The sequence below is a fragment of the Pseudomonas sp. LB3P93 genome (assembly GCF_054898025.1).
Genome location: NZ_CM142713.1, coordinates 6,465,726 through 6,487,958, shown reverse-complemented (window position 1 = coordinate 6,487,958; position 22,233 = coordinate 6,465,726). Strand labels below are relative to the sequence as shown.

Annotated in this window: 19 protein-coding genes; 8 read left to right on the top strand and 11 right to left on the bottom strand. The window is 56.8% G+C overall.

Annotation, left to right across the window (positions count from 1 at the left end; all coding sequences use genetic code 11):
* Nucleotides 1–47 precede the first annotated feature (47 nt).
* Nucleotides 48–1,244, top strand: coding sequence for an N-acetylmuramoyl-L-alanine amidase (locus tag ACYZT8_RS29695; protein WP_461978011.1), 1,197 nt, complete (start codon nucleotides 48–50; stop codon nucleotides 1,242–1,244).
* Here the strand turns inward: ACYZT8_RS29695 and ACYZT8_RS29690 are convergent.
* Nucleotides 1,241–1,618, bottom strand: coding sequence for a glutamine synthetase (locus ACYZT8_RS29690; RefSeq protein WP_461978009.1), 378 nt, complete (start codon nucleotides 1,616–1,618; stop codon nucleotides 1,241–1,243). The genes ACYZT8_RS29695 and ACYZT8_RS29690 overlap by 4 nt on opposite strands.
* 143 nt (nucleotides 1,619–1,761) lie before the next feature.
* On the opposite strand from ACYZT8_RS29690, the gene zigA reads away from it, so the two are divergent.
* Both zigA and ACYZT8_RS29680 read left to right on the top strand, forming a co-directional pair.
* The gene (gene zigA, locus ACYZT8_RS29685) at nucleotides 1,762–2,970 is read left to right on the top strand and encodes a zinc metallochaperone GTPase ZigA (RefSeq protein WP_461978007.1); all 1,209 of its coding nucleotides are present in this window, start codon (nucleotides 1,762–1,764) and stop codon (nucleotides 2,968–2,970) included.
* Complete coding sequence (locus ACYZT8_RS29680; protein ID WP_461978005.1) at nucleotides 2,970–3,620, top strand: DUF1826 domain-containing protein; 651 nt, start codon at nucleotides 2,970–2,972, stop codon at nucleotides 3,618–3,620. The genes zigA and ACYZT8_RS29680 overlap by 1 nt, the downstream gene beginning before the upstream one ends.
* Here the strand turns inward: ACYZT8_RS29680 and ACYZT8_RS29675 are convergent.
* Nucleotides 3,617–3,973 (bottom strand): NADH:ubiquinone oxidoreductase, encoded by a 357-nt coding sequence (locus tag ACYZT8_RS29675; protein WP_461978003.1) that lies wholly within the window; start codon nucleotides 3,971–3,973, stop codon nucleotides 3,617–3,619. The two genes, ACYZT8_RS29680 and ACYZT8_RS29675, sit on opposite strands and share 4 nt — an antisense overlap.
* A 27-nt stretch (nucleotides 3,974–4,000) precedes the next feature.
* Here ACYZT8_RS29675 and ACYZT8_RS29670 point away from each other — a divergent pair, with 27 nt between their 5' ends.
* Nucleotides 4,001–4,966, top strand: coding sequence for a CobW family GTP-binding protein (locus ACYZT8_RS29670; protein WP_461978001.1), 966 nt, complete (start codon nucleotides 4,001–4,003; stop codon nucleotides 4,964–4,966).
* Here ACYZT8_RS29670 and ACYZT8_RS29665 read toward each other — a convergent pair.
* Nucleotides 4,963–5,376, bottom strand: coding sequence for a DUF3301 domain-containing protein (locus ACYZT8_RS29665; protein ID WP_461956387.1), 414 nt, complete (start codon nucleotides 5,374–5,376; stop codon nucleotides 4,963–4,965). The two genes, ACYZT8_RS29670 and ACYZT8_RS29665, sit on opposite strands and share 4 nt — an antisense overlap.
* A 120-nt stretch (nucleotides 5,377–5,496) precedes the next feature.
* Between ACYZT8_RS29665 and pdxY the strand changes: the two genes are divergently transcribed.
* Nucleotides 5,497–6,369: a pyridoxal kinase PdxY gene (gene pdxY, locus ACYZT8_RS29660; protein WP_461956386.1), complete on the top strand. Its 873-nt coding sequence runs from the start codon at nucleotides 5,497–5,499 to the stop codon at nucleotides 6,367–6,369.
* Nucleotides 6,370–6,484: 115 nt separating this feature from the next.
* Here the strand turns inward: pdxY and ACYZT8_RS29655 are convergent, their stop codons facing one another.
* The gene (locus ACYZT8_RS29655) at nucleotides 6,485–6,967 is read right to left on the bottom strand and encodes an acyl-CoA thioesterase (RefSeq protein ID WP_438659653.1); all 483 of its coding nucleotides are present in this window, start codon (nucleotides 6,965–6,967) and stop codon (nucleotides 6,485–6,487) included.
* A 204-nt stretch (nucleotides 6,968–7,171) separates the two neighbouring features.
* Here ACYZT8_RS29655 and ACYZT8_RS29650 point away from each other — a divergent pair, with 204 nt between their 5' ends.
* The gene (locus ACYZT8_RS29650; RefSeq protein ID WP_461977999.1) at nucleotides 7,172–8,935 is read left to right on the top strand and encodes a cation:proton antiporter; all 1,764 of its coding nucleotides are present in this window, start codon (nucleotides 7,172–7,174) and stop codon (nucleotides 8,933–8,935) included.
* 21 nt (nucleotides 8,936–8,956) lie between these two features.
* Here ACYZT8_RS29650 and ACYZT8_RS29645 read toward each other — a convergent pair whose 3' ends face one another.
* The 3 genes from ACYZT8_RS29645 to uvrD all read right to left on the bottom strand — a co-directional run bounded on the left by ACYZT8_RS29645 (nucleotide 8,957) and on the right by uvrD (nucleotide 12,864).
* The gene (locus ACYZT8_RS29645; protein ID WP_007943369.1) at nucleotides 8,957–9,364 is read right to left on the bottom strand and encodes an SMI1/KNR4 family protein; all 408 of its coding nucleotides are present in this window, start codon (nucleotides 9,362–9,364) and stop codon (nucleotides 8,957–8,959) included.
* Between the two features lie 136 nt (nucleotides 9,365–9,500).
* On the bottom strand, nucleotides 9,501–10,373 hold the full coding sequence (locus ACYZT8_RS29640) for a Tim44 domain-containing protein (RefSeq protein ID WP_461977997.1): 873 nt from the start codon (nucleotides 10,371–10,373) through the stop codon (nucleotides 9,501–9,503).
* Between the two features lie 307 nt (nucleotides 10,374–10,680).
* Nucleotides 10,681–12,864, bottom strand: a complete 2,184-nt coding sequence (gene uvrD, locus ACYZT8_RS29635) for a DNA helicase II (RefSeq protein ID WP_461977995.1) — start codon at nucleotides 12,862–12,864, stop codon at nucleotides 10,681–10,683.
* A 258-nt stretch (nucleotides 12,865–13,122) separates the two neighbouring features.
* On the opposite strand from uvrD, the gene ACYZT8_RS29630 reads away from it, so the two are divergent.
* The gene (locus ACYZT8_RS29630) at nucleotides 13,123–15,993 is read left to right on the top strand and encodes a putative bifunctional diguanylate cyclase/phosphodiesterase (RefSeq protein WP_461977993.1); all 2,871 of its coding nucleotides are present in this window, start codon (nucleotides 13,123–13,125) and stop codon (nucleotides 15,991–15,993) included.
* Nucleotides 15,994–16,045: 52 nt separating this feature from the next.
* Here ACYZT8_RS29630 and ACYZT8_RS29625 read toward each other — a convergent pair whose 3' ends face one another.
* From ACYZT8_RS29625 to ACYZT8_RS29610, 4 genes are all read right to left on the bottom strand, one after another.
* Complete coding sequence (locus tag ACYZT8_RS29625) at nucleotides 16,046–16,582, bottom strand: hypothetical protein (protein ID WP_461977991.1); 537 nt, start codon at nucleotides 16,580–16,582, stop codon at nucleotides 16,046–16,048.
* Nucleotides 16,566–18,629, bottom strand: coding sequence for an RHS repeat domain-containing protein (locus ACYZT8_RS29620; protein ID WP_461977989.1), 2,064 nt, complete (start codon nucleotides 18,627–18,629; stop codon nucleotides 16,566–16,568). The genes ACYZT8_RS29625 and ACYZT8_RS29620 overlap by 17 nt, the downstream gene beginning before the upstream one ends.
* A 96-nt stretch (nucleotides 18,630–18,725) precedes the next feature.
* A complete protein-coding gene (locus ACYZT8_RS29615; protein WP_461977987.1) occupies nucleotides 18,726–19,253 on the bottom strand; it encodes an RHS repeat domain-containing protein in 528 nt (175 codons plus the stop codon).
* A gap of 17 nt (nucleotides 19,254–19,270) precedes the next feature.
* Complete coding sequence (locus ACYZT8_RS29610; protein ID WP_461977985.1) at nucleotides 19,271–20,761, bottom strand: DUF6531 domain-containing protein; 1,491 nt, start codon at nucleotides 20,759–20,761, stop codon at nucleotides 19,271–19,273.
* A 358-nt stretch (nucleotides 20,762–21,119) separates the two neighbouring features.
* On the opposite strand from ACYZT8_RS29610, the gene hexR reads away from it, so the two are divergent.
* Nucleotides 21,120–21,986, top strand: a complete 867-nt coding sequence (gene hexR, locus ACYZT8_RS29605) for a transcriptional regulator HexR (protein ID WP_008027445.1) — start codon at nucleotides 21,120–21,122, stop codon at nucleotides 21,984–21,986.
* The last annotated feature ends 247 nt before the right edge of the window (nucleotides 21,987–22,233 follow it).

The window sequence follows — 22,233 nt, the reverse complement described above, 5'->3', positions numbered from 1 at the left end:
TTATTACATTAAAATCGACTACGCCTTTTTCACGAGCGGCTTTCAAAATGCACAGACGTCACTTGCTCAACTGGATTCTGGCCAGCGCAGCCTTCGCTTTACCCTTCGGTGTTTCGGCCACGCAGATTCGCAACGCACGGCTCTGGCGTTCGGATGACAAGCTGCGTCTGGTGTTCGATTTGAGCGGGCCGGTGCAGTACAAGACCTTTTCACTGAGCGCGCCCGATCGACTGATCATCGATCTGAGTGGTGCCAGCCTCAGCGGTGACTTCAGTCAGCTGGCGCTTGGCGATACGGTCATCCGTTCGATCCGCTCCGGGCATTTTGGTCAGGGCGATACGCGGATAGTCCTCGACCTCAATGCCGCGGTGCAGCTCAACAGCTTTCTCCTGCCGCCGCAGGATGGCCAAGGCGATCGGCTGGTGCTCGATCTGAAATCGGCGGCGCCCTTGCACATCGCAGTGGCGCCCCAGGCGAGTGTCGACAAGCCTCACCCCAAGCGCGACATCATCGTGGTGGTCGACCCGGGGCACGGCGGCAAAGACCCCGGCGCGGTGGGCGCCAAAGGGGAGCGAGAGAAAGACGTCGTCCTGGCCATTGCTCAGTTATTGGCCAAGCGGCTGAAACGCGAGAAAGGCTACGACGTGAAACTGGTGCGCAACGACGACTTCTTCGTTCCGCTGCGCAAACGTGTCGAGATTGCCCGCAAGCACAACGCCGATATGTTCATCTCGGTGCATGCGGACGCGGCGCCGCGTCTCACCGCTTCAGGCGCGTCGGTGTATTGCTTGTCTGAAGGCGGCGCCACCTCGGCCACGGCGCGTTTCATGGCGCAACGTGAAAACGGCGCGGACCTGTTGGGCGCCACCAGTTTGCTCAACCTCAAGGACAAGGATCCGATGCTCGCCGGGGTGATTCTCGACATGTCGATGAACGCCACCATCGCCGCGAGCTTGCAGTTGGGCAGCACCGTCCTCGGCAGTTTGGCGAGCATCACAACGCTGCATCAAAAACGCGTGGAACAAGCGGGATTCGCAGTACTGAAGTCGCCGGACGTGCCGTCGATCCTGGTAGAAACCGGCTTCATTTCCAACGCCCGCGACAGCCAGCGCCTCGTGACCGCGCGCCATCAGCAAGCTGTGGCTGACGGATTATTCGAAGGATTGCAGCGCTATTTTCAGAAGAATCCGCCGCTCAACAGCTATATCGCCTGGCAACAGCAGCAGGAAAAAGCGCAGGCCTAGCAGCCGGCAATCCGACTGCAGGTGAATTTAGCGCTGCTGCCGCCGGAACTGGAGAAGCGGTTGATGGTGGTCCAGCCAACCCGACGGTTGTAACCGACCCAGGCTTCGCCGTCGGAGGCGATACCGGTGAAGAAGGTGAGTTGTCCGTAGCGGCTGTTGGTCTGCGCCCAATAGCGTTTGTCTGCCATTTCGAAACCGCGCAAATAGATCGTGCTGCCGGCGGTGTTGACGCTATAGGTATTGCCGTCGGCATCCACGCAGGCAAGCAGATTGGCGCTTCGGGTGCATTTGGCCAGGCTCGGGATTTGCGCCCAGGCGTTTACGGCGAGCAACAGCGAAAAGCTTATCAGCGCTGATTTCAGGGCAATACGCATGGGATTTCTCTCGGGCCGGACGGGTTTCAGCATCGTGCCCTTTGCTGTTGTGGGCAAGAGCGGGCTGGCTTGATTGCATCGTTATGCTATAACATTGAAATCAGCCCGGCATCGCGATCGGGCATCTCTGTGAGGAAATCCTGATGCCCAATCGTCTCCCCGTGACCGTCCTGTCGGGCTTTCTCGGCGCCGGTAAAAGCACGTTGCTCAACTACGTGCTGCGTAACCGCGAGAACCTGCGTGTCGCCGTAATCGTCAACGATATGAGCGAGATCAACATCGATGGCAGCGAAGTCCAGCGCGATGTCAGCCTGAACCGCGCCGAAGAAAAACTCGTGGAGATGAGCAATGGCTGCATTTGCTGCACCTTACGTGAAGACTTGCTCGAAGAAGTCAGCAAACTCGCCAGGGACGGGCGTTTCGATTACCTGTTGATCGAATCCACCGGGATCTCCGAGCCATTGCCGGTGGCGGAAACCTTCACCTTCCGTGATGAAGAAGGGCAGAGCCTGGCCGACATCGCGCGGCTCGATACCATGGTCACGGTGGTCGACGGCATGAACTTCCTGCTCGACTATCAGGCCGCCGAAAGCCTCGCTTCCCGCGGTGAAACATTGGGCGAAGAAGACGAACGCTCGATCACCGACCTGTTGATCGAGCAGATCGAGTTTGCCGACGTGATCCTCATAAGCAAGATCGATTTGATCAGCAGCCGCGAGCGCCAGGAACTGATCGCGATCCTTGAACGGCTCAACGCACAGGCGGAAATCATCCCGATGGTCATGGGCGAAATCCCCTTGGCGAAAATCCTCAATACCGGCCGCTTCGACTTTGAGAAAGCTGCCCAGGCGCCAGGCTGGTTGCAGGAATTACGCGGAGAACACGTGCCGGAAACCGAGGAGTACGGCATCGCCTCGACGGCCTACCGAGCCCGCCGACCGTTTCATCCACAACGCTTTTTCAGCTTCATCGATCGGCCGTGGGTGAACGGCAAGCTGCTGCGCTCCAAAGGTTTCTTCTGGCTGGCCAGCAAGCACATGGACGCCGGCAGTTGGTCCCAGGCCGGCGGCCTGATGCGCCACGGTTTCGCCGGGCGCTGGTGGCGTTTCGTGCCGAAAAACCAGTGGCCACAGGACGAAGAAAGCACGGCCGGAATCATGGAAAACTGGACCGCTGCTACCGGAGATTGCCGCCAGGAACTGGTGTTCATCGGGCAGAACATCGACTTCGCGCAACTCACCGCCGAACTCGACAATTGCCTGCTGACCGATGATGAAATGGCGTTGGGTGCCGAGGGCTGGCGCTTGCTGTCAGACCCGTTCGGCCCTTGGCACGAAGAGGTAGCCGCCTGATGTTGGCGCCCCGTCTGAAGCGCCAGCCGATCGTTCATCAGGTTCTAGGTGAAACGCCGCAAACTCTGACCCGAATTCTTGATGACGGGGTGAACCTCGCCGTCTGGCAGCGCCAACTCCCGGCGCACATTGACGATTTTGGGCGCTTGCTGCTGTCCCTGAACGAGCCGCTGGCCGAGTCTCTGGTCCTGGAGTTGTCCAGCGATGAAGCCGAACCCGATCTGCAGGGATTGGCCTCGGGATTCAGCGATCTCGAAGGGTATGCAGGTTTCATTGCAGACGTGTCCTGGCTGGTCAGCGCCTTCGCCTGTCTGTTGGGCGCCAAGCGCATCGGCCTGCGTGTGCGGGTTCTGGACAAGGCCATGTGCCCACGCTTTCACGTTGATCATGTGCCGGTACGTTTGATTACTACGTATTCCGGCATTGGCAGTCAGTGGTTGAAAGAAGGGGTGATGGATCGCCGGCAATTGGGCAAGCCTGAGGCCGAACCCACAGAAGAGGCGCTGATCGAGGATATCGCCAGCGGCGAAGTGGCTCTGCTCAAAGGCGAAAAATGGCACGGCAACGAAGGTTTCGGCCTGATCCACCGTTCGCCACAACCCGCGCCGGGCGAACGCCGTTTGATTCTTACCCTGGATTGGCTGGGTTAAGGCTTGAACCAGTTGCCTTGACTCTGGCCTTCGCAAAACGGCTTCAGATACGCTGCATCGGTCGCCACGCCGTAATAGTGAATATCCTGCCGGTAAGGCATATTGGCGACTTGGGCGTTGTTGCACACGCCGAACGCCCCGGTGGGGCATTGGTCGACGTATTGCACCTCGACTTTCTGCCCGGGAAGGTTCGGTTGGCAGAATCCGTCGGCGAAGAGCTTTTCCGGGATGTTGCGGTTCTGCTGGCAGACTTTCACGTCGAGTCGCTCAGCCGTGCTATGTACCACGCAAGCCTGAGCCAGCGCCTCGCCAGAAACGAGCGCCAAGAGCAACGTCCAGCCAATCAACCGCATCCTTTACCTCCTCAGAAAACATCGACCATGTTGCAGAACATTCCCACTCACGTCATTGCCGGCCCATTGGGCGCGGGCAAGACCAGTTTGATCAAGCACCTGCTGGCTCAACGGCCAGCGAACGAACGCTGGGCAGTGCTGATCAACGAGTTCGGCCAGATCGGCCTCGATGCCGCGCTGCTGACCCAGGACGCCGATGGTATCGCACTGGGGGAAGTGGCCGGGGGCTGTTTGTGTTGCGTGAACGGTGCGCCGTTTCAGATCGGCCTCGGGCGGTTGCTGCGCAAGGCGCGGCCGGATCGGCTGTTCATCGAACCCTCAGGATTGGGTCACCCGGCGCAATTGCTCAGGCAATTGAGTGAGGCACCGTGGCAAGGTGTACTGGCGGTACAGCCTTGTGTGTTGGTTTTGGATGCCCTGGCGCTTGCCGCTGGCAAACCACTCCCGGAAGCGCAACAGGAGGCGTTGAGCAGCGCAGGTTTGTTGGTGCTGAACAAGGCGGAAGGCTTCGACGTCAATGATCGCCAGCGAATCGCCGCGCAACTGCCTTCTCGTCCTCTTTACTGGACGCAGCAGGCGCTCCTGCCGCTGAGCAAATTACCGGGGCTTGGCGCTCAGGCAGTGGCGGGTGTGGATAACTTCATCGTGCCCAAGGGATTGGCGCAGATGCCGGCTGTCTGGACCGATCCTTCGCTGCCGATTTGCTTGAGCCAGGCACAGGAGGGGGGCTGGAGCATCGGCTGGCGTTGGCATCCGACTCAGACCTTCGATGTGGTACGCGTTGGTCAGTGGCTTGAAAGCATTGCCTGGCGGCGAGCGAAGCTGGTTATCCACAACATCGACGGTTGGGTGTCGGCGAATGCACTGGATAACTCGGAACTGGAATGGCGGCCCAGCGAGTGGCGCCAGGATTCGCGGATCGAGCTGATTTTCAGTGAACCGCAGGATGTTGATTCCCTACAAAGAGCGTTGGCCGACTGTCGGTCGGGTTAAGGACGCCACTTGGTGTGTTCCTGCCGCCACTGACTCAGCTCGATCACCTCTGCACGGGGTTTCGCGACATCGACCACCACCGGCTCGTCGTCGAACGGCATCGGGTAGGGCGCCAGTTCGATCTGCGCGCTGTGGGCGCCGAACTGGGTAATGGTGCCGTTATGCCGGGTTTCGCCAGTCACGGTGAACTCGAAGTTATACACACGGGCCAAGCGCCGCCGGTCGTTGGCGTCTTTGATGAACGCGATCTTTTTCAACGCCACGTTGCCATCCAGCAACTCGATCCCGAGCTTGGTGCAATGCAGCTTGACCCGTTCCAGAGCGCGCTCGCGCAAGCCGTGGTTGTGCCACAGCCACGCGCCGCCCGTGGCGAGCAGCATCAGCACGAAGATATTTCCGAGGGTCAGCATCAACAGGTTGCTCCAACAAGATAGTGCCAGCTTAACTGTGTCGCCGGTCTGTCGTACAGGCCGTGTTTAGTCGCATACTGCGCGGCTCGAATTTCAATCGTTTGACGGAAAACACACCGCATGAAACGTACGCCCCATCTGCTCGCCATTCAGTCCCACGTGGTGTTCGGCCACGCTGGCAACAGCGCCGCGGTTTTCCCGATGCAGCGGGTCGGGGTGAATGTCTGGCCGCTCAACACCGTGCAGTTCTCCAACCATACGCAGTACGGCCAGTGGACCGGTGAAGTGCTGGCGCCGCACCAGATTCCCGAGTTGGTCGAAGGGATCGCGGCGATTGGCGAGTTGGGCAACTGCGATGCAGTGCTGTCCGGTTACCTCGGCAGTGCGGCGCAGGGCCGGGCGATCCTGACCGGCGTGGCGCGGATCAAGTCGATGAACCCCAAGGCGTTGTATTTGTGCGACCCGGTGATGGGCCATCCGGAGAAGGGTTGCAGCGTGCCGGCCGAAGTCAGCGATTTCCTGCTGGAAGAGGCGGCTTCGGTGGCGGACTTCATGTGCCCGAACCAGTTGGAGCTGGACAGCTTCTCGGGGCGCAAGCCGCAATCACTGTTCGATTGCCTGGCGATGGCGCGGGCGCTGCTGGCTCGCGGGCCGAAGGCGGTGTTGGTCAAGCATCTGGCCTATCCCGGCAAACCGGCGGATGGCTTCGAGATGTTGCTGGTGACGGCTGAAGGCAGCTGGCACCTGCGTCGGCCGCTGCTGGCGTTTCCGCGTCAGCCGGTGGGCGTTGGCGACCTGACGTCGGGGCTGTTTCTGGCGCGCGTGCTGTTGGGCGACAGCCTGCTGGCGGCCTTCGAGTTCACGGCGGCGGCGGTGCATGAAGTGCTGCTGGAAACCCAGGCGTGTGCCAGCTATGAGCTAGAGCTGGTGCGGGCTCAGGACCGGATTGCGCATCCGCGGGTGAAGTTCGAAGCGACTGCGATCAGCCTTTAAAAGCTTCGCGGGCAAGCCTCGCTCCTACAGTACCGAGTCGTACACAAAATGTGCGGACGACTCGGAACTGTAGGAGCGAGGCTTGCCCGCGAAAGCGATCTAAAGCCCGAGCACGTCAGGCATCACCCTTGATTTCCTGATACCGCTTTTCCAGCTCCTGACGAATCTGCCGACGTTGCTGGGCCTGGATAAAGCGGCGCTTGTCTTCGCTGTTCTGCGGTTGCAATGGCGGTACGACAGCCGGCTTACGGGCGTCATCCACCGCCACCATGGTGAAGAAGCAGCTGTTGGTGTGGCGCACCGAGCGCTCACGGATGTTTTCGGTCACCACCTTGATGCCCACCTCCATGGAGGTGTTGCCGGTGTAGTTGACCGAGGCCAGGAAGGTCACCAGTTCGCCGACATGAATCGGCTCGCGGAAAATCACCTGGTCCACCGACAGGGTCACCACGTAGCGGCCAGCGTAACGGCTGGCGCAGGCGTAGGCCACTTCGTCGAGGTATTTGAGCAAGGTACCGCCGTGAACATTGCCAGAGAAGTTGGCCATGTCGGGGGTCATCAATACCGTCATCGACAGCTGGGCGTTTCCGGGTTCCATAGCGTTCTCACGGGTCAAGGCAGAATGTCGGAAGGGCGGCAACTCTGCGGGTGCCTGGTCGGTTTTTTACAAACCACAGTTATCGGGACGCCGGGCGGGTGGTCGCCGTCACGCCGGATCGATCTGTTTCCATATATTGCACCGCCTTTCTGGCGGAAGTCGCGGTGTTAACCTCCGAAAGTCCACCCCAAGGAGCCCCACGCCATGCATGCCATCAGTTTTATTCAGGACCTGGCGGTGATCATGCTGGTCGCAGGTGTGGTGACGGTGCTGTTCCACCGCTTCAAACAGCCGGTGGTGCTGGGTTACATCGTCGCCGGCTTCATCATCGGCCCGCACACGCCGCCGTTCAGCCTGATTCACGACGAAGAAACCATCAAGACGCTCGCGGAACTGGGGGTGATTTTCCTGATGTTCTGCCTGGGCCTCGAGTTCAGCCTGCGCAAGCTGTTCAAGGTCGGCGCCACAGCGTTTATCGCGGCGTTCCTGGAAATCGTGCTGATGATCTGGATCGGCTACGAAATCGGCCAATGGTTCGACTGGAACACCATGGATTCATTGTTCCTCGGCGCGATCCTGGCGATTTCCTCGACCACTATCATCGTCAAGGCGCTCAACGACCTGAAGATGAAGAACGAGCGCTTTGCCCAACTGATCTTTGGCGTTTTGATCGTCGAGGACATCCTCGGTATCGGCATCATTGCCTTGCTGTCGAGCATCGCGGTCAGCGGCACGGTCAGTTCCGGCGAAGTGTTTTCCACGGTGGGCAAGCTCTCGCTGTTCATGATCGTCGCGCTGGTCATCGGCATCTTGCTGGTGCCGCGATTACTGGCCTACGTGGCGAAGTTCGAGAGCAACGAAATGTTGCTGATTACCGTGCTGGGCCTGTGTTTCGGCTTCTGCCTGCTGGTGGTCAAGCTCGAATACAGCATGGTCCTGGGCGCGTTCCTGATCGGGGCGATCATGGCCGAGTCGCGGCAGTTGCTGAAGATCGAGCGCTTGATCGAGCCGGTTCGCGACCTGTTCAGTGCAATTTTCTTTGTGGCCATCGGCTTGATGCTCGATCCAATGATCCTGCTGCAGTACGCTTGGCCGATCGCGGTGATCACCGTGGCCGTTGTGCTCGGAAAAATGTTCTCCTGCGGCCTTGGCGCCTTTATCGCCGGCAATGACGGACGCACCTCACTGCGCGTGGGGATGGGGCTTTCGCAGATCGGCGAATTCTCCTTCATCATCGCTGCGCTGGGCATGACGCTGCAGGTCACCAGCAACTTCCTCTACCCGGTCGCCGTGGCGGTCTCGGTGATTACCACGTTGCTGACGCCGTATCTGATCCGCGCGGCTGATCCGCTGTCGATCAAACTTGCCGCCGTGATGCCGCAGCGGCTGGGTCGAGTGTTGGGGATGTACGGCGAGTGGCTGCGCAGCATCCAGCCTCAGGGCGAAGGCGCGTTACTGGCGTCGATGATCCGGCGGATTCTGTTGCAGGTCGGGGTCAATCTGGCGTTGGTGATTGCGATCTTCTTTTCTGGCGCGTACTTCGCCAAACGCATGTCCGTTTACCTGCAAGACTGGATCAGCGATCCGAGCTGGCAGAAAGCGTTGATCTGGGGTGGGGCGTTGCTTTTGTCGCTGCCGTTCCTGATCGCCGCCTATCGCAAGCTCAAGGCGTTATCGATGCTGTTGGCGGAGATGGGCGTAAAGCCGGAGATGGCGGGGCGCCACACGCAGCGGGTGCGCCGGGTGATCGCCGAAGTGATCCCGATCCTCTCGCTGCTGGTGATCTTCCTGCTGCTGGCAGCCTTGTCGGCCAGTATTTTGCCGACCAACAAGTTGCTGGTACTGATCGCTGTGGTAGCGGCCGCTGTGGCGGCGTTGCTCTGGCGTTGGTTCATCCGCGTGCATACGCGGATGCAAGTGGCCTTGCTCGAAACGCTGGATAACCACAAGGAATCGTCCGGGCATTGACCACGGGGCGCGTCAGACGACTCAGCTTTCCAGCCAGACGTCCCGCGCCCAGTGCCACACCGATTCCCAGGTTTCTTCGGCAATCAGTTCTTCTTCGGCCTGCCACAGCACCACGGTGCCGTCTTCTTCGACGAGGTAGTAATCGTCCCCGTCCTGGCAGATCGGGATCATGCTGCGGTCGACGCCCGCGTCCCAGGCGTTGGCAGCAACGTCCGGCAAGTAGGTGTGAGATTGCGGGTCGGTGACGGTCACCGGCTCCAGGCTGCCGTAGACGACGTCGCTGACGGTCAGCAAAAACTCTCTGAAGACGAAGGGAATGTCGATGAACAGTTGTTCCTCGATTTCCACGATCTGGTCTTCGTCAGGCAACTCCAAGGGGACCGGTACCGGTTCGTTGGCTTCACGCAGTTGTTCGATGATTTCTTCCACGTCCGGGATCCTCTTGCTTGATGGCGCGGTTTAGTTGGGGCGGTTTATACAGTAGCTCGCTATAGATGCAACCGCGAAATAGAAAAACCCCGGCTAGGCCGGGGTTTTCATTACAGTATGCGTAACGCAGAGGGGATCAGCCGTTCTGGCGGATACCGGCCACCAGCCAAGGCTGGTTTTCGCCCTGCGGACGTTCCATGTTCCAGCTTTCGCTGAACACTTCGCCCTGATCGAAACGCGAAGTCTTCGACACGCCGCTGAAGGTCAGGGTGGCGATGGTCTTGTCGGCACGATCATCCACGCCGTCCAGTTGAACATTGAGGTTATCAATGTAGGTGGACTGGAAAGCTTCACCCAGGTCGGCACGTTCGCGCTTGAGGAACTCCAGCAGTTGCGGGGTCACGAACTCGGCGATCTTGTCCATTTCGTTGGCGTCCCAGTGTTGCTGCAGGGACTGGAAGTGATTGCGGGCCGCTTCAACGAAGTTCTGCTCATTGAACCAGGCCGGAGCGTTGATCACCGGACGAGCGGCAACAGGTGCTGCCGAACCACCGAAGATCGAACCGCCAGCAGGCTTGTTCTCGAACACTTCACGCTGCATCGGCGCGTGGCCAGCCGGAGCGAGGTGCTCCTGCTGCTTGCGACGACGAGCGGCGATGAAGCGGAAGACCAGGAAGGCAATGACCGCCATGATCAGGATGTCGAAGATCTGCATGCCCTGGAAGCCGTCGCCCATGAACATGGAAGCCAGCAGGCCGCCGGCAGCGATACCGGCCAGAGGGCCGAGCCAGCGTGAAGCACCGCCGGCCTTGGCAGCAGCGCCAGCGGCACCGGCCGCGCCCGCAGTGGCAGCAGCACCACCCGCGGCAGAAGAAGGAGCCATTTGGCTGGTCTGGTGAGTCGGCGCAGCGCCGGAGCTCTTGCCGCCACCAAAGCGCTTGGCGTTGGCGTCGAGGCTCATCGTCAGGCCGATGCACAACGCCATGGCGATGCTAAGAAAACGTTTCATAAAGGGAATTCCCATTTGTGGATGGCACGCGCGCCATGTTGCACAGCTGAAGTGTTACTGGCTAGCGGCAGAGTGTTTCGGGCTTTTGCCTGACAGGTTGCGTTCAGCTTCAGTCAGCGCAATAAGGCCTGTTAACTTTGGTCTGTAAGACGAGTGGATAAGTTCTGTAGGAATGCCCGCTGCAGGCGCAGCGCAGATAGATCGTTCCCACGCTCTGCGTGGTAACGCCGTCATGGACGCTCTGCGTCCACTGTGACGCAGAGCGTCACGGGATGCATTCCCACGCAGAGCGTGGGAACGATCAGAACTAAATAGCTTCCAGCTTGGCGTAACCGAGCATCAGCCACTTGCTGCCTTCGCCGAAATTCACCTGCACCCGAGCCTGAGCACCGGCGCCTTCGAAGTTCAGGATCACGCCGTCGCCAAACACCGAATGCCGCACGGCCTGACCGAGACTGAACCCGGTGTCCGGAATTTCGCTGCCGCCAAACAGGCTGCTGGAACTTTGCTGCTGACCACCACCGAACGGACGGCTGACGCTGTTGGACAGCCGCACTTCCTGGATCAGGCCTTTCGGCACTTCACGTACGAAACGCGAAACCTTGTTGTAGGTCTCGCTGCCGTACAGGCGTCGGGTTTCCGCGTAGGTCATCACCAGATTCTGCATGGCCCGGGTGATGCCGACATAGGCCAAGCGGCGCTCTTCTTCAAGACGCCCTGGCTCTTCGAGACTCATCTTGTGCGGGAACAGGCCTTCTTCCATGCCCACGAGGAACACGTAAGGGAATTCCAGGCCTTTGGCGCTGTGCAGGGTCATCAGCTGAATACTGTCTTCGTGCTCGTCGGCCTGAGTGTCCCCGGCTTCCAGCGACGCATGACCGAGGAACGCCGCCAATGGCGTCAGGTCTTCGTCTTCTTCAGCGTTTTCGAAGTTACGCGCGGCGCTGACCAGTTCCTCAAGGTTTTCTACCCGGGCCTGACCTTTCTCGCCTTTTTCCGCTTCGTGGTAGGCAATCAGCCCCGACTGCTCGATAACCGTCTGGGTCATCAGGTGCAATGGCATTTCCATGCACTTGGCGGCGAGGTTCTCGATCAGCTCGATAAACGCGCCGAGCGCGCCAGCTGCACGACCGGTCAGGCCTTTATTGGCGACCAGCAAGCGCATGGCTTCCCACATCGACACATCACTGTGGCGCGCATGGTCGCGAATCGCTTCAACGGTTTTCTCGCCGATGCCACGGGCCGGAACATTGATCACCCGTTCCAGTGCCGCATCGTTGCCGCGACCTTCAAGCAAACGCAGGTACGCCATGGCGTTCTTGATTTCTGCCCGTTCGAAGAAGCGCTGACCGCCATAGATGCGATACGGAATGCGCTCACGCAGCAACGCTTCTTCCAAAACGCGCGATTGGGCGTTGGAGCGGTACAAAATCGCGATATCGCTGCGGGCCAAGCCGGTTTTCAGCGCGCTTTCGATGGTTTCCACCACGTAGCGTGCTTCATCGTGTTCGTTGAACGCGGCGTACAGGTTGATCGCTTCGCCTTCGCCGCCATCGGTCCACAGCTCTTTGCCCATGCGCCCGGTGTTGTTGGCGATCAGGGCGTTGGCAGCCTTGAGAATCCCGGCGGTGGAGCGATAGTTCTGCTCCAGACGAATGGTCTCGGCGTCCGGGAAATCGTCGGAGTACTGATAGATGTTCTCGATTTTCGCGCCGCGCCAGCCGTAGATCGACTGATCGTCGTCGCCCACCACCATCAGGCTGTCGCCGCCCTTGGCCAGCAGACGCAACCAGGCGTACTGCACGGCGTTGGTGTCCTGGAACTCGTCCACCAGAATGTGCCGGAAGCGCTTCTGATAGTGGGCCAGCAGGCCCGGGTGATCGCGCCACAGGTCCAGGGCGCGCAGCAGCAATTCGGAGAAGTCGATGACACCGGCGCGCAGGCAAGCGGCCTCGTAGGCCTCATAAATGCTGCGCATGGTCGCCAGGAACAGGTCGCCGCTGGCTTGAATGTGTTGCGGACGCAGGCCTTCGTCTTTCTGCCCGTTGATAAACCACTGGGCCTGACGGGCGGGCCAGCGTTGCTCGTCCAGCCCCAGCTCGCGGATCACCCGCTTGACCAGCCGCTGCTGGTCGTCGCTGTCGAGAATCTGGAAGGTCTGGCTCAGGCCGGCTTCCTGCCAGTGCGCCCGCAACAAGCGGTGCGCCAGGCCGTGGAAGGTGCCGACCCACATGCCGGCCGGGTTGAGACCCATCAGCTGCTCGATGCGATGACGCATCTCGGCAGCGGCCTTATTGGTGAAGGTCACCGACAGGATCGAGTGGGGCGACGCGTTCTCGACCTGGATCAACCAGGCGATACGGTGCACCAGCACTCGGGTTTTACCGGAACCAGCACCGGCCAGGACCAACTGACGACCCACGCGGGCAGCTACGGCCTGGCGTTGGGCATCGTTGAGGGAGTTCAGCAGAAGGGAGAGATCATCGCGCATCGGGGCATTCTAGGGTGCGCCGTCACACCGGGCAAACCGAGCTTTGCATTAGCCGATGAAAGAAGCACGGATGACGACCGGTCAGTCACTGGCTGCAAGCGTTGGCGGGGCTCGCTCGAAAGGTTTTCAGGGGGCGGCGGGGGCCGGAAATTTTGTCGAATTTATGATCTGGGGCAGTTTGGTAAGGGCATTGGCTTGTGTATGCTCCGTCCACGTTTCGGGCTCATGCTCATCATTATAAGAACAAGAACATTGCCTATGACCCTCAGCTCTGACCTGTCGGGCCCCTCTGTGGAGCCTCGGGTTATCCGCAAACAGTACGCCATGGAAATGGCGGTCGAGCGCACGCGTCTGCTCTACCAGGGTTCGCTGCTGCCGACGCTGTTCATGCTGACCAACGGTCTGGTCTGCGCCGGACTGCTCTGGAGTCCTCAGCGCTACTTCCTCGTCAGCGTCTGGCTGATCTGGCTGTTGTCGCTGGTGGCCTTGCGGGTGATTCAAGTCGCAGCCTTCGATTCGGCCATTCCTGACCGCCAGGCCCATCCGGTCTGGCGTCGCATGTTCCTGCTGGGCTCCGCCATGACTGGCCTGACCCTGGCCGGTGCCGGCATCGCCTTGGTGCCCGCTGACAATTTCATACAACAAGCCTGGGTGTTTGGCCTGATCGGCGCCGCCGCCCTGTCGGCCAGCGTCGCGTACGCGGTCAGCCTTCCAGCGTTCCTGTCCTTTACCTTGCCTTGCCTGTTGCCGGCCATCGCCTATCTATTCTGGGGCGGCGATCAACAAGGCCAGGGCTGGGGCTGGTTCGGGCTGATTTTGCTGGGGGCGTTGAGTGTGGTGGCCTGGCAGGTCAATCGGCTGATCGACAGCGGTTTGCTGCGGCGTTTTCAGAATCAGGCCCTGATCGAACACTTGCAGCAGGCGCAGAGCTGCGGCGACCAGCTCAATCACGAATTAGCCAAAGAAATTGATCACCGCCGGTGCGCCGAAGACAAACTGCGTGAAGCCCAGGTCGAGCTGGAAAACCGTGTCGCCCAACGCAGCCTTGAACTGGACGCGGCCAATCAGGCCCTGAGCAAGAGCGAAGCACGGCTGGCGCTGGCATTGAAGGCCAGTGAACTCGGGCTGTGGGACTGGAACCTGCAAACCGACGAAGTCCACCACACCCAGCTTCAGGAGTTGTTCGGCCTGGAGCCGGAATTCGTCACCGCAATGCTCAGCCACCTCAAGCCACGCCTGCACCCTGAAGACTTGCCGTCGCTGCGCCGTGCCCTGGTCGAACATTTGAAAGGCCGCAGCGAGGATTACCAGATCGAATACCGCGTGCGGCATGGCGACGGTCACTGGGTCTGGATCGAAGACCGTGGACGAGCGGTGGAGCGCAGCGAAAATGGTCGGGTGATCCGCATGGTCGGCACCCGCCGTGACATCAGCGCGAACAAGAGCCAGGAAGAGCAGCGCCAACTGGCGGCGACGGTGTTCGAGGCGGCCAGTGAAGGCATTGTGATTTTCGACCCGAATTACGCGCTGATCGCAGTCAATCAGGCTTTCAGCCGCGTCACCGGCTACGACATCGAAGACATGATCGGGCGTAACGTCGTCGAGTTGCCGTGCAGCCGCGATGCGCGTCGGCACTACGGCGCGATTCATCATGCGCTGGAACAGCACGGTACCTGGCAGGGCGAGCTGGTGGAAACCCGCAAGAACGGTGAGCTCTATCCGCAGTGGCTGCAACTGAACGCTGTCCGAGATGCTCGGGGAAATGTGAGCCATATTGTCGGCTTCTTCGCCGATCTGTCCGCTCGACGGGAATCTGAAGAGCGCATGCGCTATCTGACCCATTACGACGAGCTAACTGGCCTGGCCAATCGTTCGCTGTTTCGCGAACGGTTGCGTGAGGCACATCAGCGAGTGCGTCAGGGCGGGCGCCGCAGCCTGGCGCTGCTGCATATCAACTTGGATCGATTCAAGCTGCTCAATGACAGCCTTGGCCATGAAGTCGCCGACCAGTTACTGCAGAAAATGGCCCGGCGGCTGGTCAACGCGCTGCCAGAGGCGGACACCATCGCGCGGCTTTCCGGTGATGAGTTTGCGGTGATCTTCGATGCCTACGGCAACCTGTCGAGCCTTGCGCGAGTGGCGACCCGATTGTCGACCAAACTGCGTTTGCCGATCACCGTCGATGGCCACGAACTGGTGGTCAGCGCTTCGATGGGCATCAGCATGCTGCCGGACACCGCTCGGGAAATTTCCGCGCTGGTCAGCCAGTCGAACATTGCCATGCAGCACGCCAAGCATTTGGGCGGCAACAACTTCCAGTTCTACACCGAGAGCCTGCAAGCCAGCACCCTTGAGCGATTGCAGCTTGAGAATCAGCTGCGCAAAGCCATCGAAGAAAAGCAGCTGCAAGTCTATTACCAACCGAAACTCTGCCTCGCCACCGGACGCCTGAACGCTGCCGAAGCCCTCGTGCGTTGGGATCATCCGACCATGGGGCGGGTGCCGCCGGGTGACTTTATCGGTCTGGCCGAGGAAACCGGGCTGATCGGTCCGATTGGCGAGTTCGTGTTGCGCCAAGCCTGTTGGCAGGCTTGCGAATGGCAGCGCCAGGGGCTCGATCCGATTCGCGTGTCGGTTAATTTGTCGGTCCATCAATTGCGTCAGGGCAAATTGGTCAGTCTGGTACGTCAGGTTCTGGAAGAAACCGGCCTGGCGCCGCACTACCTGGAACTCGAACTCACCGAAAGCCAGCTACTGGATAGCGTCGAGCACATCATCGCGACCTTCCAGCAGTTGCGGGATCTGGGCGTGAAGCTGGCGATCGACGATTTCGGTACGGGCTATTCGTCCCTGAGCTATCTCAAGCGCATTCCTGTGGATTACGTGAAGATCGATCAGGCGTTTATCCGCGGCCTGGGGGAGGGCAGCGAGGATGCGGCGATCACCCGGGCGATCATCGCCATGGCGCACGGCTTGTCGCTGAAAGTGGTGGCTGAGGGTGTGGAGCGACCCGAACAGCTTGAGTTTTTGCAGGCTGAAGGCTGCGACGAGGTGCAGGGTTACCTGATCAGTCGTCCGGTCGAGGCAAATGACTTAGGCTGCTTGTTAAAAGAGCAAGATGCTAAATGAGATGCTTTACTGAGTCAGCAGACAGAGTGCTGACTCAGTAAGGGAGGATCTGCTAAGCAAATCGTCTGATCCACCATGTAATGTAAGATTCAAGTTGGTTGTTTGACCATGAAATATACTTCAGTCCTTGGTAGTTGGTCGAATGCCGGACGCTTGTCTCGTTTGATTCCTTTTCGGGGTATAGGTTAAATACGATTTCTGGATTTTTTGGTGTGTAAATTATTGAAGATAAACGACCATTGATGAATCGAAACTGAGCAATTCCGCTATTAGGGTCTCCTTCGATTTTATAGTTGTTTATTTCAAATATTTTGTAATCAAATCTTGCTTTAAATGGGCCTCGGCTTGTATTGGATTTCTCTAAGGTAGCGAGAGTGTAGCCTTCGTGCTCAAGATTGTTTACTACCTGTTCAACGAGGCTGCAACTGTAGATGTTGTTTACTAGTAATGGCGAGTTACTATCGCATATTTGATCAAGGTTTGCCGGGTAATAGTATCTTGCCGCTATGAAAGCGAAGGAGCAGGCCAGTAGCAAGACAAGCGAAGCGATCTTTAGTGCTGAATATCTATATTTAGTAGTATGCGCCATTTGAAGTTGCCTCCTTAATCAAAACATTGTTTTCAAGAAGAGTCATGCAGGCTCTTGGGCAGTCATCAGGGCTTTTCTTGTCTTTGGCCGCACATAATCCAACTTGATTGTTCCAGTCGTCCATGGCTCTCTCGTCTTTGCTTTGTCCAAAGTTCGATACTTCATGTGCCCATCCGGCAAATCTGCTTGTTGATTCCCCCCAATTTGATGATGCAATCATGCACGACGCGACACAGTGTCTGAAAGCGTCCCGGGGACCGTTATGTGTTCCAGGTAGTCCGCTTTTTTCGGCTATGTCCTCGGCTTTGGAGGACCATTCAAACACAGATTCCAATCCAAAGGGATCAATGTATTTCAACGGATTGCTTGTGGCATATCCATAGGTGTTAAACCCACCTTTGAGGCCGATTGGATCACTTTCCAAATAGCGTCCTGTCTCCGGGTCATAATTTCTGAAGTAATTGTAATGCAACCCAGTTTCAGCATCGTAGTACTGACCGGGGAAACGGAGATTTAGAGTCAAAGAGCCACTGGCTTTCTCCAAGCCAAAAGCGTCAGATTTCCATTCCCATACAATTTCCTGAACCGCGTTAACTACGATACGGGGAGTGTTGACGTGGTCGCTATGAATGTAGAACGGCATGCTATTAGAAATTACTCCTGCCACATCATAATTAATACTCACACCGCCCAATGGCAGGCCATCAAGCCAGAAGTAGAATTGACTTACGAGTTTTTTGCCTTCGCTACTGAACATTGTTTCGCCTAACAGTTGTCCATCAGGTCCGTAGAGAAATGTGGTAACGCCTTGTGGGGTGATTTTCTGGGTGCGTTGACCCAGAGCGTTGTAGCGAAACTGAGCCCGGATCATTCCGTCAATTTCCACGCTGCTCAGGCGATTCTGTTCGTCGTATGAGAATTGGCGATTGTAGTGGTCTTTGATCAGATTGCCTGTCCCATCGGAACTCACCAAATGGTCGTCTATTTGGATCAAACGATTGTTACTGGCGCCATACTGATAAGTCATGATGGAACTGTCTTGCACCTTGCCTTCGACCAGAGGAGTGAGAGTTTTGTTTGTGCGGTTACCCACAGCGTCATAAGTAAAAGTTTGCTGTCGGATGGCATTTGTTTCTTCTGTCAGGCGATCGAGCGCGTCGTAGCTGTAATTTAGATCGCCGAGCGAACTGCTTTGTACTTTGGTAACGTTACCGATGGCATCGTAGGTATAGGCATCGCTCCAGCCTGCGACGGTTTGTGCAGTTAACCGATAGTCCAGATCGTAGGTACGTTGAAGCGTAGTCCCATTGTTCCAGGTCAGGCTTTTAAGCGGACCGAAAGGTAGGTAAGTGAGGTGCTGTGCAAAGGCAATGGGTTTGTCTGTTCCATGCTGAATTTCAACTTGGTTAACCTGTCCGGCGGCGTTACGAAGATAGTGGATGCTGAATCCGGCGGGATAGTCGATTCGATGGAGTTGATTTGCACTGTCGTAGCCATAGCCAATTTGTTCTGCTTGAGCCACATCATTCGTCGGTGGAGTGTGCTGCTGAGCGATAAGGTTGCCGTGCGCGTCATAGGAGTAGTTCAGTACTCCAGTCATGTCCTCCACGGCAGTCAGTCGGCCGATTCCCCTGTTGCCTGCCGTAATCGAGTCGTAGTGAAACCGGGTATCGAGCGTCGGGTTCGCCGGATACCGGCGAGTAATCAAGCGATTGAGAGCATCGTATGTAAAGGATGTGACTACCCCTCGAGCATCGGTTATCTCTGTGATGTTACCGGCTGCGTCATATTTGTATTTACTGCTGCCAGTATCGGGACTGTCCAGTTGAGTCAGGTTACCCAAACCATCGAAGTGATATTGAGTGCTTACTCCACGTGCGTCGCGGACGTGAGTGATGTTGTCTTGCGCATCGTATTTAAATTGCTCGGAGGCGTTTAATGGGTCAGTGCTCTTCACCAATCGGTCGAGCGGGTCGTAGGCGCTGCTAAAGCTAGTACCGCGAGGAGTAACGGTAGTAATGAGATTGTTATTAGGGTCGTATTGCATATGGCTCGTTTGGCCGCTAGCTCCTACCGACTGAAGTAAGCGACCCAGTTCGTCATAAACCAATTTATGCTGTTTCGTCAGATTCCCCGCATTGTCCTACACACTTAATGCATTGTGGTTGCCCATTGGATCGAGCTCGAACTCGACCTGTTCCATTAGGCTGGTTGTAATTTGAATTAGTCGTCTGGCGTCGTCCCAAGTGTAAGCAAGCCAGCTGCCATCACCTCGGGTTAGCTTGGTTATGTCACCAGTAGCGTTGTGTTCGAACTGTGTTTTGCTGTGTGCGATGCTGACTGACGATAACCATCCTTGGGGCGCATAAGTCAGGGTAGTGGTGACGCCGTTAGGATCCGTAGTGGTTTGTGGATTGCCCGCGAAGTCAAAATTCGAAAATTCTGTAACGTGCCCTAGCGCGTTAGTAACGCGTGTCAGGTTTCCCTTTGTGTCGTATTCATAGCCAGTGATGTCGTTCACATCGGTCCGGGGGCCATCCGAGGAGGTAAGCAGACCTTCAGCGTTGTAGGCGAATGTCCAGCCACGCTCCGCCGCTTGCCAAAACTGGGTGGTAAGAATTCCACCTAGAGTGAGTGCTATCAGCCCCACTCTGAAAATCAGTGTACTCATGATCAGATCCTTCTGAATCAGCGGGAAGTAACGGTTCGACTGAGTTGTCGTCCTTGAACGTCATAGGTGTATTGGATGAAACGGTGGGGTTCGGTGATACGCACGGGCAAGATTAAAGTTGGGTGCCATTCGGTGGTGATAGTTTTAGCGTGGGCCGTACCGGTCGCCAACGTGCGGGAAAGTTCCAGGCCTCGTTCGTTATAGGTGTATGTTGTAATGTTGCCGTTATTGTCAGTCTTTGTTTCTAATAAACCACGAGTGTTATAGGCAAAGCTCGAATTGCTATCGGGGCAATGAGCGGAAAGAATACCTTCGACGGCTTTGATACGTTTGATGTTTTGAATCATCTCAAATTGATAACGGGCTTGCTTTCCGAGCTCATTGGTTACCGTAGACGAACCATCCTCATTGTAATTAATTGAGGTTCTTCCTGCTCCACCGGAGTGCTCACTCGAAATTGCGCGTCCTTGTTTGTCATAGGCCCATGTGGCGTAGCGTACTCCTCGTTCATCGATAATGCCTGTCAGTAGCCTGCTGTCGTAAATGTCTTCATATAAATACTCTTTATTTTCTGTGTGTCCTGAATAAATGCGGGTCATTGAGATCAATTGCTTGTAGTTATTATAGCCGTAGACGATATTTAGGTTTCCTGCTGTAACCTTTACGGGCTGTTTTTTTGAGTCGTCAGTGAATTGCAAGGTGTTTCCGAACTGATCAGTTACCGTAGTGAATTTATCTGTATAGGTGATTTTTAGTGTTGCGTCTGTTTTTTGTATTTTGGATAGTTTTCCATATGTATCGAACTCTGAAAGACTGTTGTCAACTGCCATATATATCCAGAGGTTTGAGCCAGCGATCAGCTTTCCTATCTCTGGGTATCTTCCGACATAATTGTTTTCTTTTTTATCAAAATATGACCTGTCACCATTGGTATGAATCAATGTAATCAAACCAGGTTCAATTAGGAGTCTCGAGGAGTATGAATGGGTCCAGATACCGTTCGAGCTATTATATTGCTTTGTGAAATGTAATTTGCTTTTGTGCTGGTTTCCTGAAACTGGGAAATCTTGTTCAGACTGTGTTTTATAGCCTGTTACAAAGTTGATAGGGTTTCCAACTGTATTCAAAGGACAGGTGTTAGAAATGCTCTCCGATTCACACTGCCCGCTCAGCTTATCGAAAATTTTATTATTTGCGCACGAATCGCCATGTCGGTATATAGATAAGCCAAATGTATCTTCTTCCAGATCCGGGCCGTAAATGAAATTGCAAGTCCATTGGTTTTCACTCTGTGTCGGTTCTGTAGCCCCGTACTCATAGTATCCATACTCAGTATTTTCATGAAGATGTCGGCATGCCTGTTCAGGAGACGAGTGTTGTTTCTGTGCTTCTGGCTCGGCATAAGCCTCGGTCTGAATATACCAATAGTATTCTTCTGCTGAGGCGTTGAAAGTTAGGATGAGAGAGAAAAAGAGCGCTGAATATAAAAGCGACAGCTTAGATTGCATGGATATTCCTATAGAGGTTGTAGGTGTCTAATCTCCTCAATGCTGGCGTACGGAGTTGCTAATTAAAGAATACATATATATTGCATTTGTAAAATTTTGTGTTGGTTGGATGGTGTTGAAATACGAAAAGTTTGTTAATTGAGCCGGTGGGGAAGGTGTTGTCGAAGGCCAAGACTCAGTGCTTTTGGCCATTTCCTCAGTGACTTCTCAGCATTGGCTACACAGAGCGCCCCCAGCCAAAACCGGGGGCAGCAAGACAATTCAATTACGCATTGAGCAGGCAAAAAGCCGATTCATGTAGTATAACTACAAGCTTGCTACATCTCCGGCACCTGCCAATAACAAAGAGTCCAGCCCTTTGAATCTGCTGCAACACATCGCCCAGTCACGCCACCTCTTACGCAAGTCGGAGCTCAAGGTCGCCGACCACGTGCTGCTTGATCCTGCGGCGGTGATGCACAGCTCCATGGCCGACCTGGCCCATAGCGTGGGCATCAGTGAGCCGACCATCGTGCGCTTCTGCCGCGCCATCGGTTGTTCCGGTTTCCAGGACCTGAAGCTGAAGCTGGCGCAGAGCCTGGCGGCAGGCGCGAGCTTCGGCCAGTTTGCGATTCATGAAGACGATTCGGTCGCCGATTACAGCCTGAAAATCTTCGATACCACCCTGCACACCCTGATGGAGGTTCGCGAGAAGCTCGATCCGGTGGAGTTGCAGCGGGCGGTGTCGCTCATGTCCCAGGCCCAGCGCGTCGAGTTCTATGGCTTTGGTGCTTCTGGCGCAGTGGCGGCGGATGCACAGCACAAGTTCTTCCGGTTGCTGCTGACCGCGGCGGCTTATTCCGACCCGCACATGCAGGCGATGTCGGCGGTCACCTTGAAACCGACCGATGTGGCGATCTGCATTTCCCAGTCCGGGCGCTCCAAGGATTTGCTGATAACGGCGAACCTGGTGCGTGAAAGCGGCGCCTCGTTGATCACCTTGTGCCCGAGTCAGACGCCGTTAGCGGAACTGTCGACCGTCAACCTGGCGATCGATGTGCATGAAGACACGGAAATCTACACCCCGCTGACCTCGCGTATCGCTCACCTGGTGGTGATCGACGTGTTGGCGATGGGCGTGGCCATGGCGCGCGGGCCGAGCCTGGTCAACCACCTCAAGAGCGTCAAACGCAGCCTGCGCAGCTTGCGGCTGTCGCCCAAGTCAGTAAAAGCTCTCGACGATTGATGCTGATCCGAGATGGCTGGAAGGTCGTTCCGACCTTCATTCGCGGGCAAGCCCGCTCCCACAAGGATCGGTTGCGTTGCTCAAATTGAGTGAGCACCACCGAACCCTGTGGGAGCGGGCTTGCCCGCGAAGGCGTTCTCAAGAACACTTCATCCCCCAGCAATATTCACATCCCTGTAACGCACAAGCCGCCAAACCGTCATCCCTCGCGCCTATCTTGAAACTCCCGTAATCGCCTTGGGAGACT

What these genes read in the sequence shown, in the direction of transcription:
- ACYZT8_RS29665 (WP_461956387.1), bottom strand. Translation starts at nt 5,376, where the DNA reads ATGCTGACCCTCGGAAATATCTTCGTGCTGATGCTGCTCGCCACGGGC.
- ACYZT8_RS29625 (WP_461977991.1), bottom strand. Translation starts at nt 16,582, where the DNA reads ATGGCGCATACTACTAAATATAGATATTCAGCACTAAAGATCGCTTCG.
- ACYZT8_RS29690 (WP_461978009.1), bottom strand. Translation starts at nt 1,618, where the DNA reads ATGCGTATTGCCCTGAAATCAGCGCTGATAAGCTTTTCGCTGTTGCTC.
- pdxY (WP_461956386.1), top strand. Translation starts at nt 5,497, where the DNA reads ATGAAACGTACGCCCCATCTGCTCGCCATTCAGTCCCACGTGGTGTTC.
- zigA (WP_461978007.1), top strand. Translation starts at nt 1,762, where the DNA reads ATGCCCAATCGTCTCCCCGTGACCGTCCTGTCGGGCTTTCTCGGCGCC.
- ACYZT8_RS29675 (WP_461978003.1), bottom strand. Translation starts at nt 3,973, where the DNA reads ATGCGGTTGATTGGCTGGACGTTGCTCTTGGCGCTCGTTTCTGGCGAG.
- ACYZT8_RS29615 (WP_461977987.1), bottom strand. Translation starts at nt 19,253, where the DNA reads ATGAGTACACTGATTTTCAGAGTGGGGCTGATAGCACTCACTCTAGGT.
- ACYZT8_RS29655 (WP_438659653.1), bottom strand. Translation starts at nt 6,967, where the DNA reads ATGGAACCCGGAAACGCCCAGCTGTCGATGACGGTATTGATGACCCCC.
- ACYZT8_RS29650 (WP_461977999.1), top strand. Translation starts at nt 7,172, where the DNA reads ATGCATGCCATCAGTTTTATTCAGGACCTGGCGGTGATCATGCTGGTC.
- ACYZT8_RS29670 (WP_461978001.1), top strand. Translation starts at nt 4,001, where the DNA reads ATGTTGCAGAACATTCCCACTCACGTCATTGCCGGCCCATTGGGCGCG.
- ACYZT8_RS29610 (WP_461977985.1), bottom strand. Translation starts at nt 20,761, where the DNA reads ATGCAATCTAAGCTGTCGCTTTTATATTCAGCGCTCTTTTTCTCTCTC.
- ACYZT8_RS29620 (WP_461977989.1), bottom strand. Translation starts at nt 18,629, where the DNA reads ATGCAATACGACCCTAATAACAATCTCATTACTACCGTTACTCCTCGC.
- ACYZT8_RS29695 (WP_461978011.1), top strand. Translation starts at nt 48, where the DNA reads ATGCACAGACGTCACTTGCTCAACTGGATTCTGGCCAGCGCAGCCTTC.
- ACYZT8_RS29630 (WP_461977993.1), top strand. Translation starts at nt 13,123, where the DNA reads ATGACCCTCAGCTCTGACCTGTCGGGCCCCTCTGTGGAGCCTCGGGTT.
- uvrD (WP_461977995.1), bottom strand. Translation starts at nt 12,864, where the DNA reads ATGCGCGATGATCTCTCCCTTCTGCTGAACTCCCTCAACGATGCCCAA.
- ACYZT8_RS29640 (WP_461977997.1), bottom strand. Translation starts at nt 10,373, where the DNA reads ATGAAACGTTTTCTTAGCATCGCCATGGCGTTGTGCATCGGCCTGACG.
- ACYZT8_RS29680 (WP_461978005.1), top strand. Translation starts at nt 2,970, where the DNA reads ATGTTGGCGCCCCGTCTGAAGCGCCAGCCGATCGTTCATCAGGTTCTA.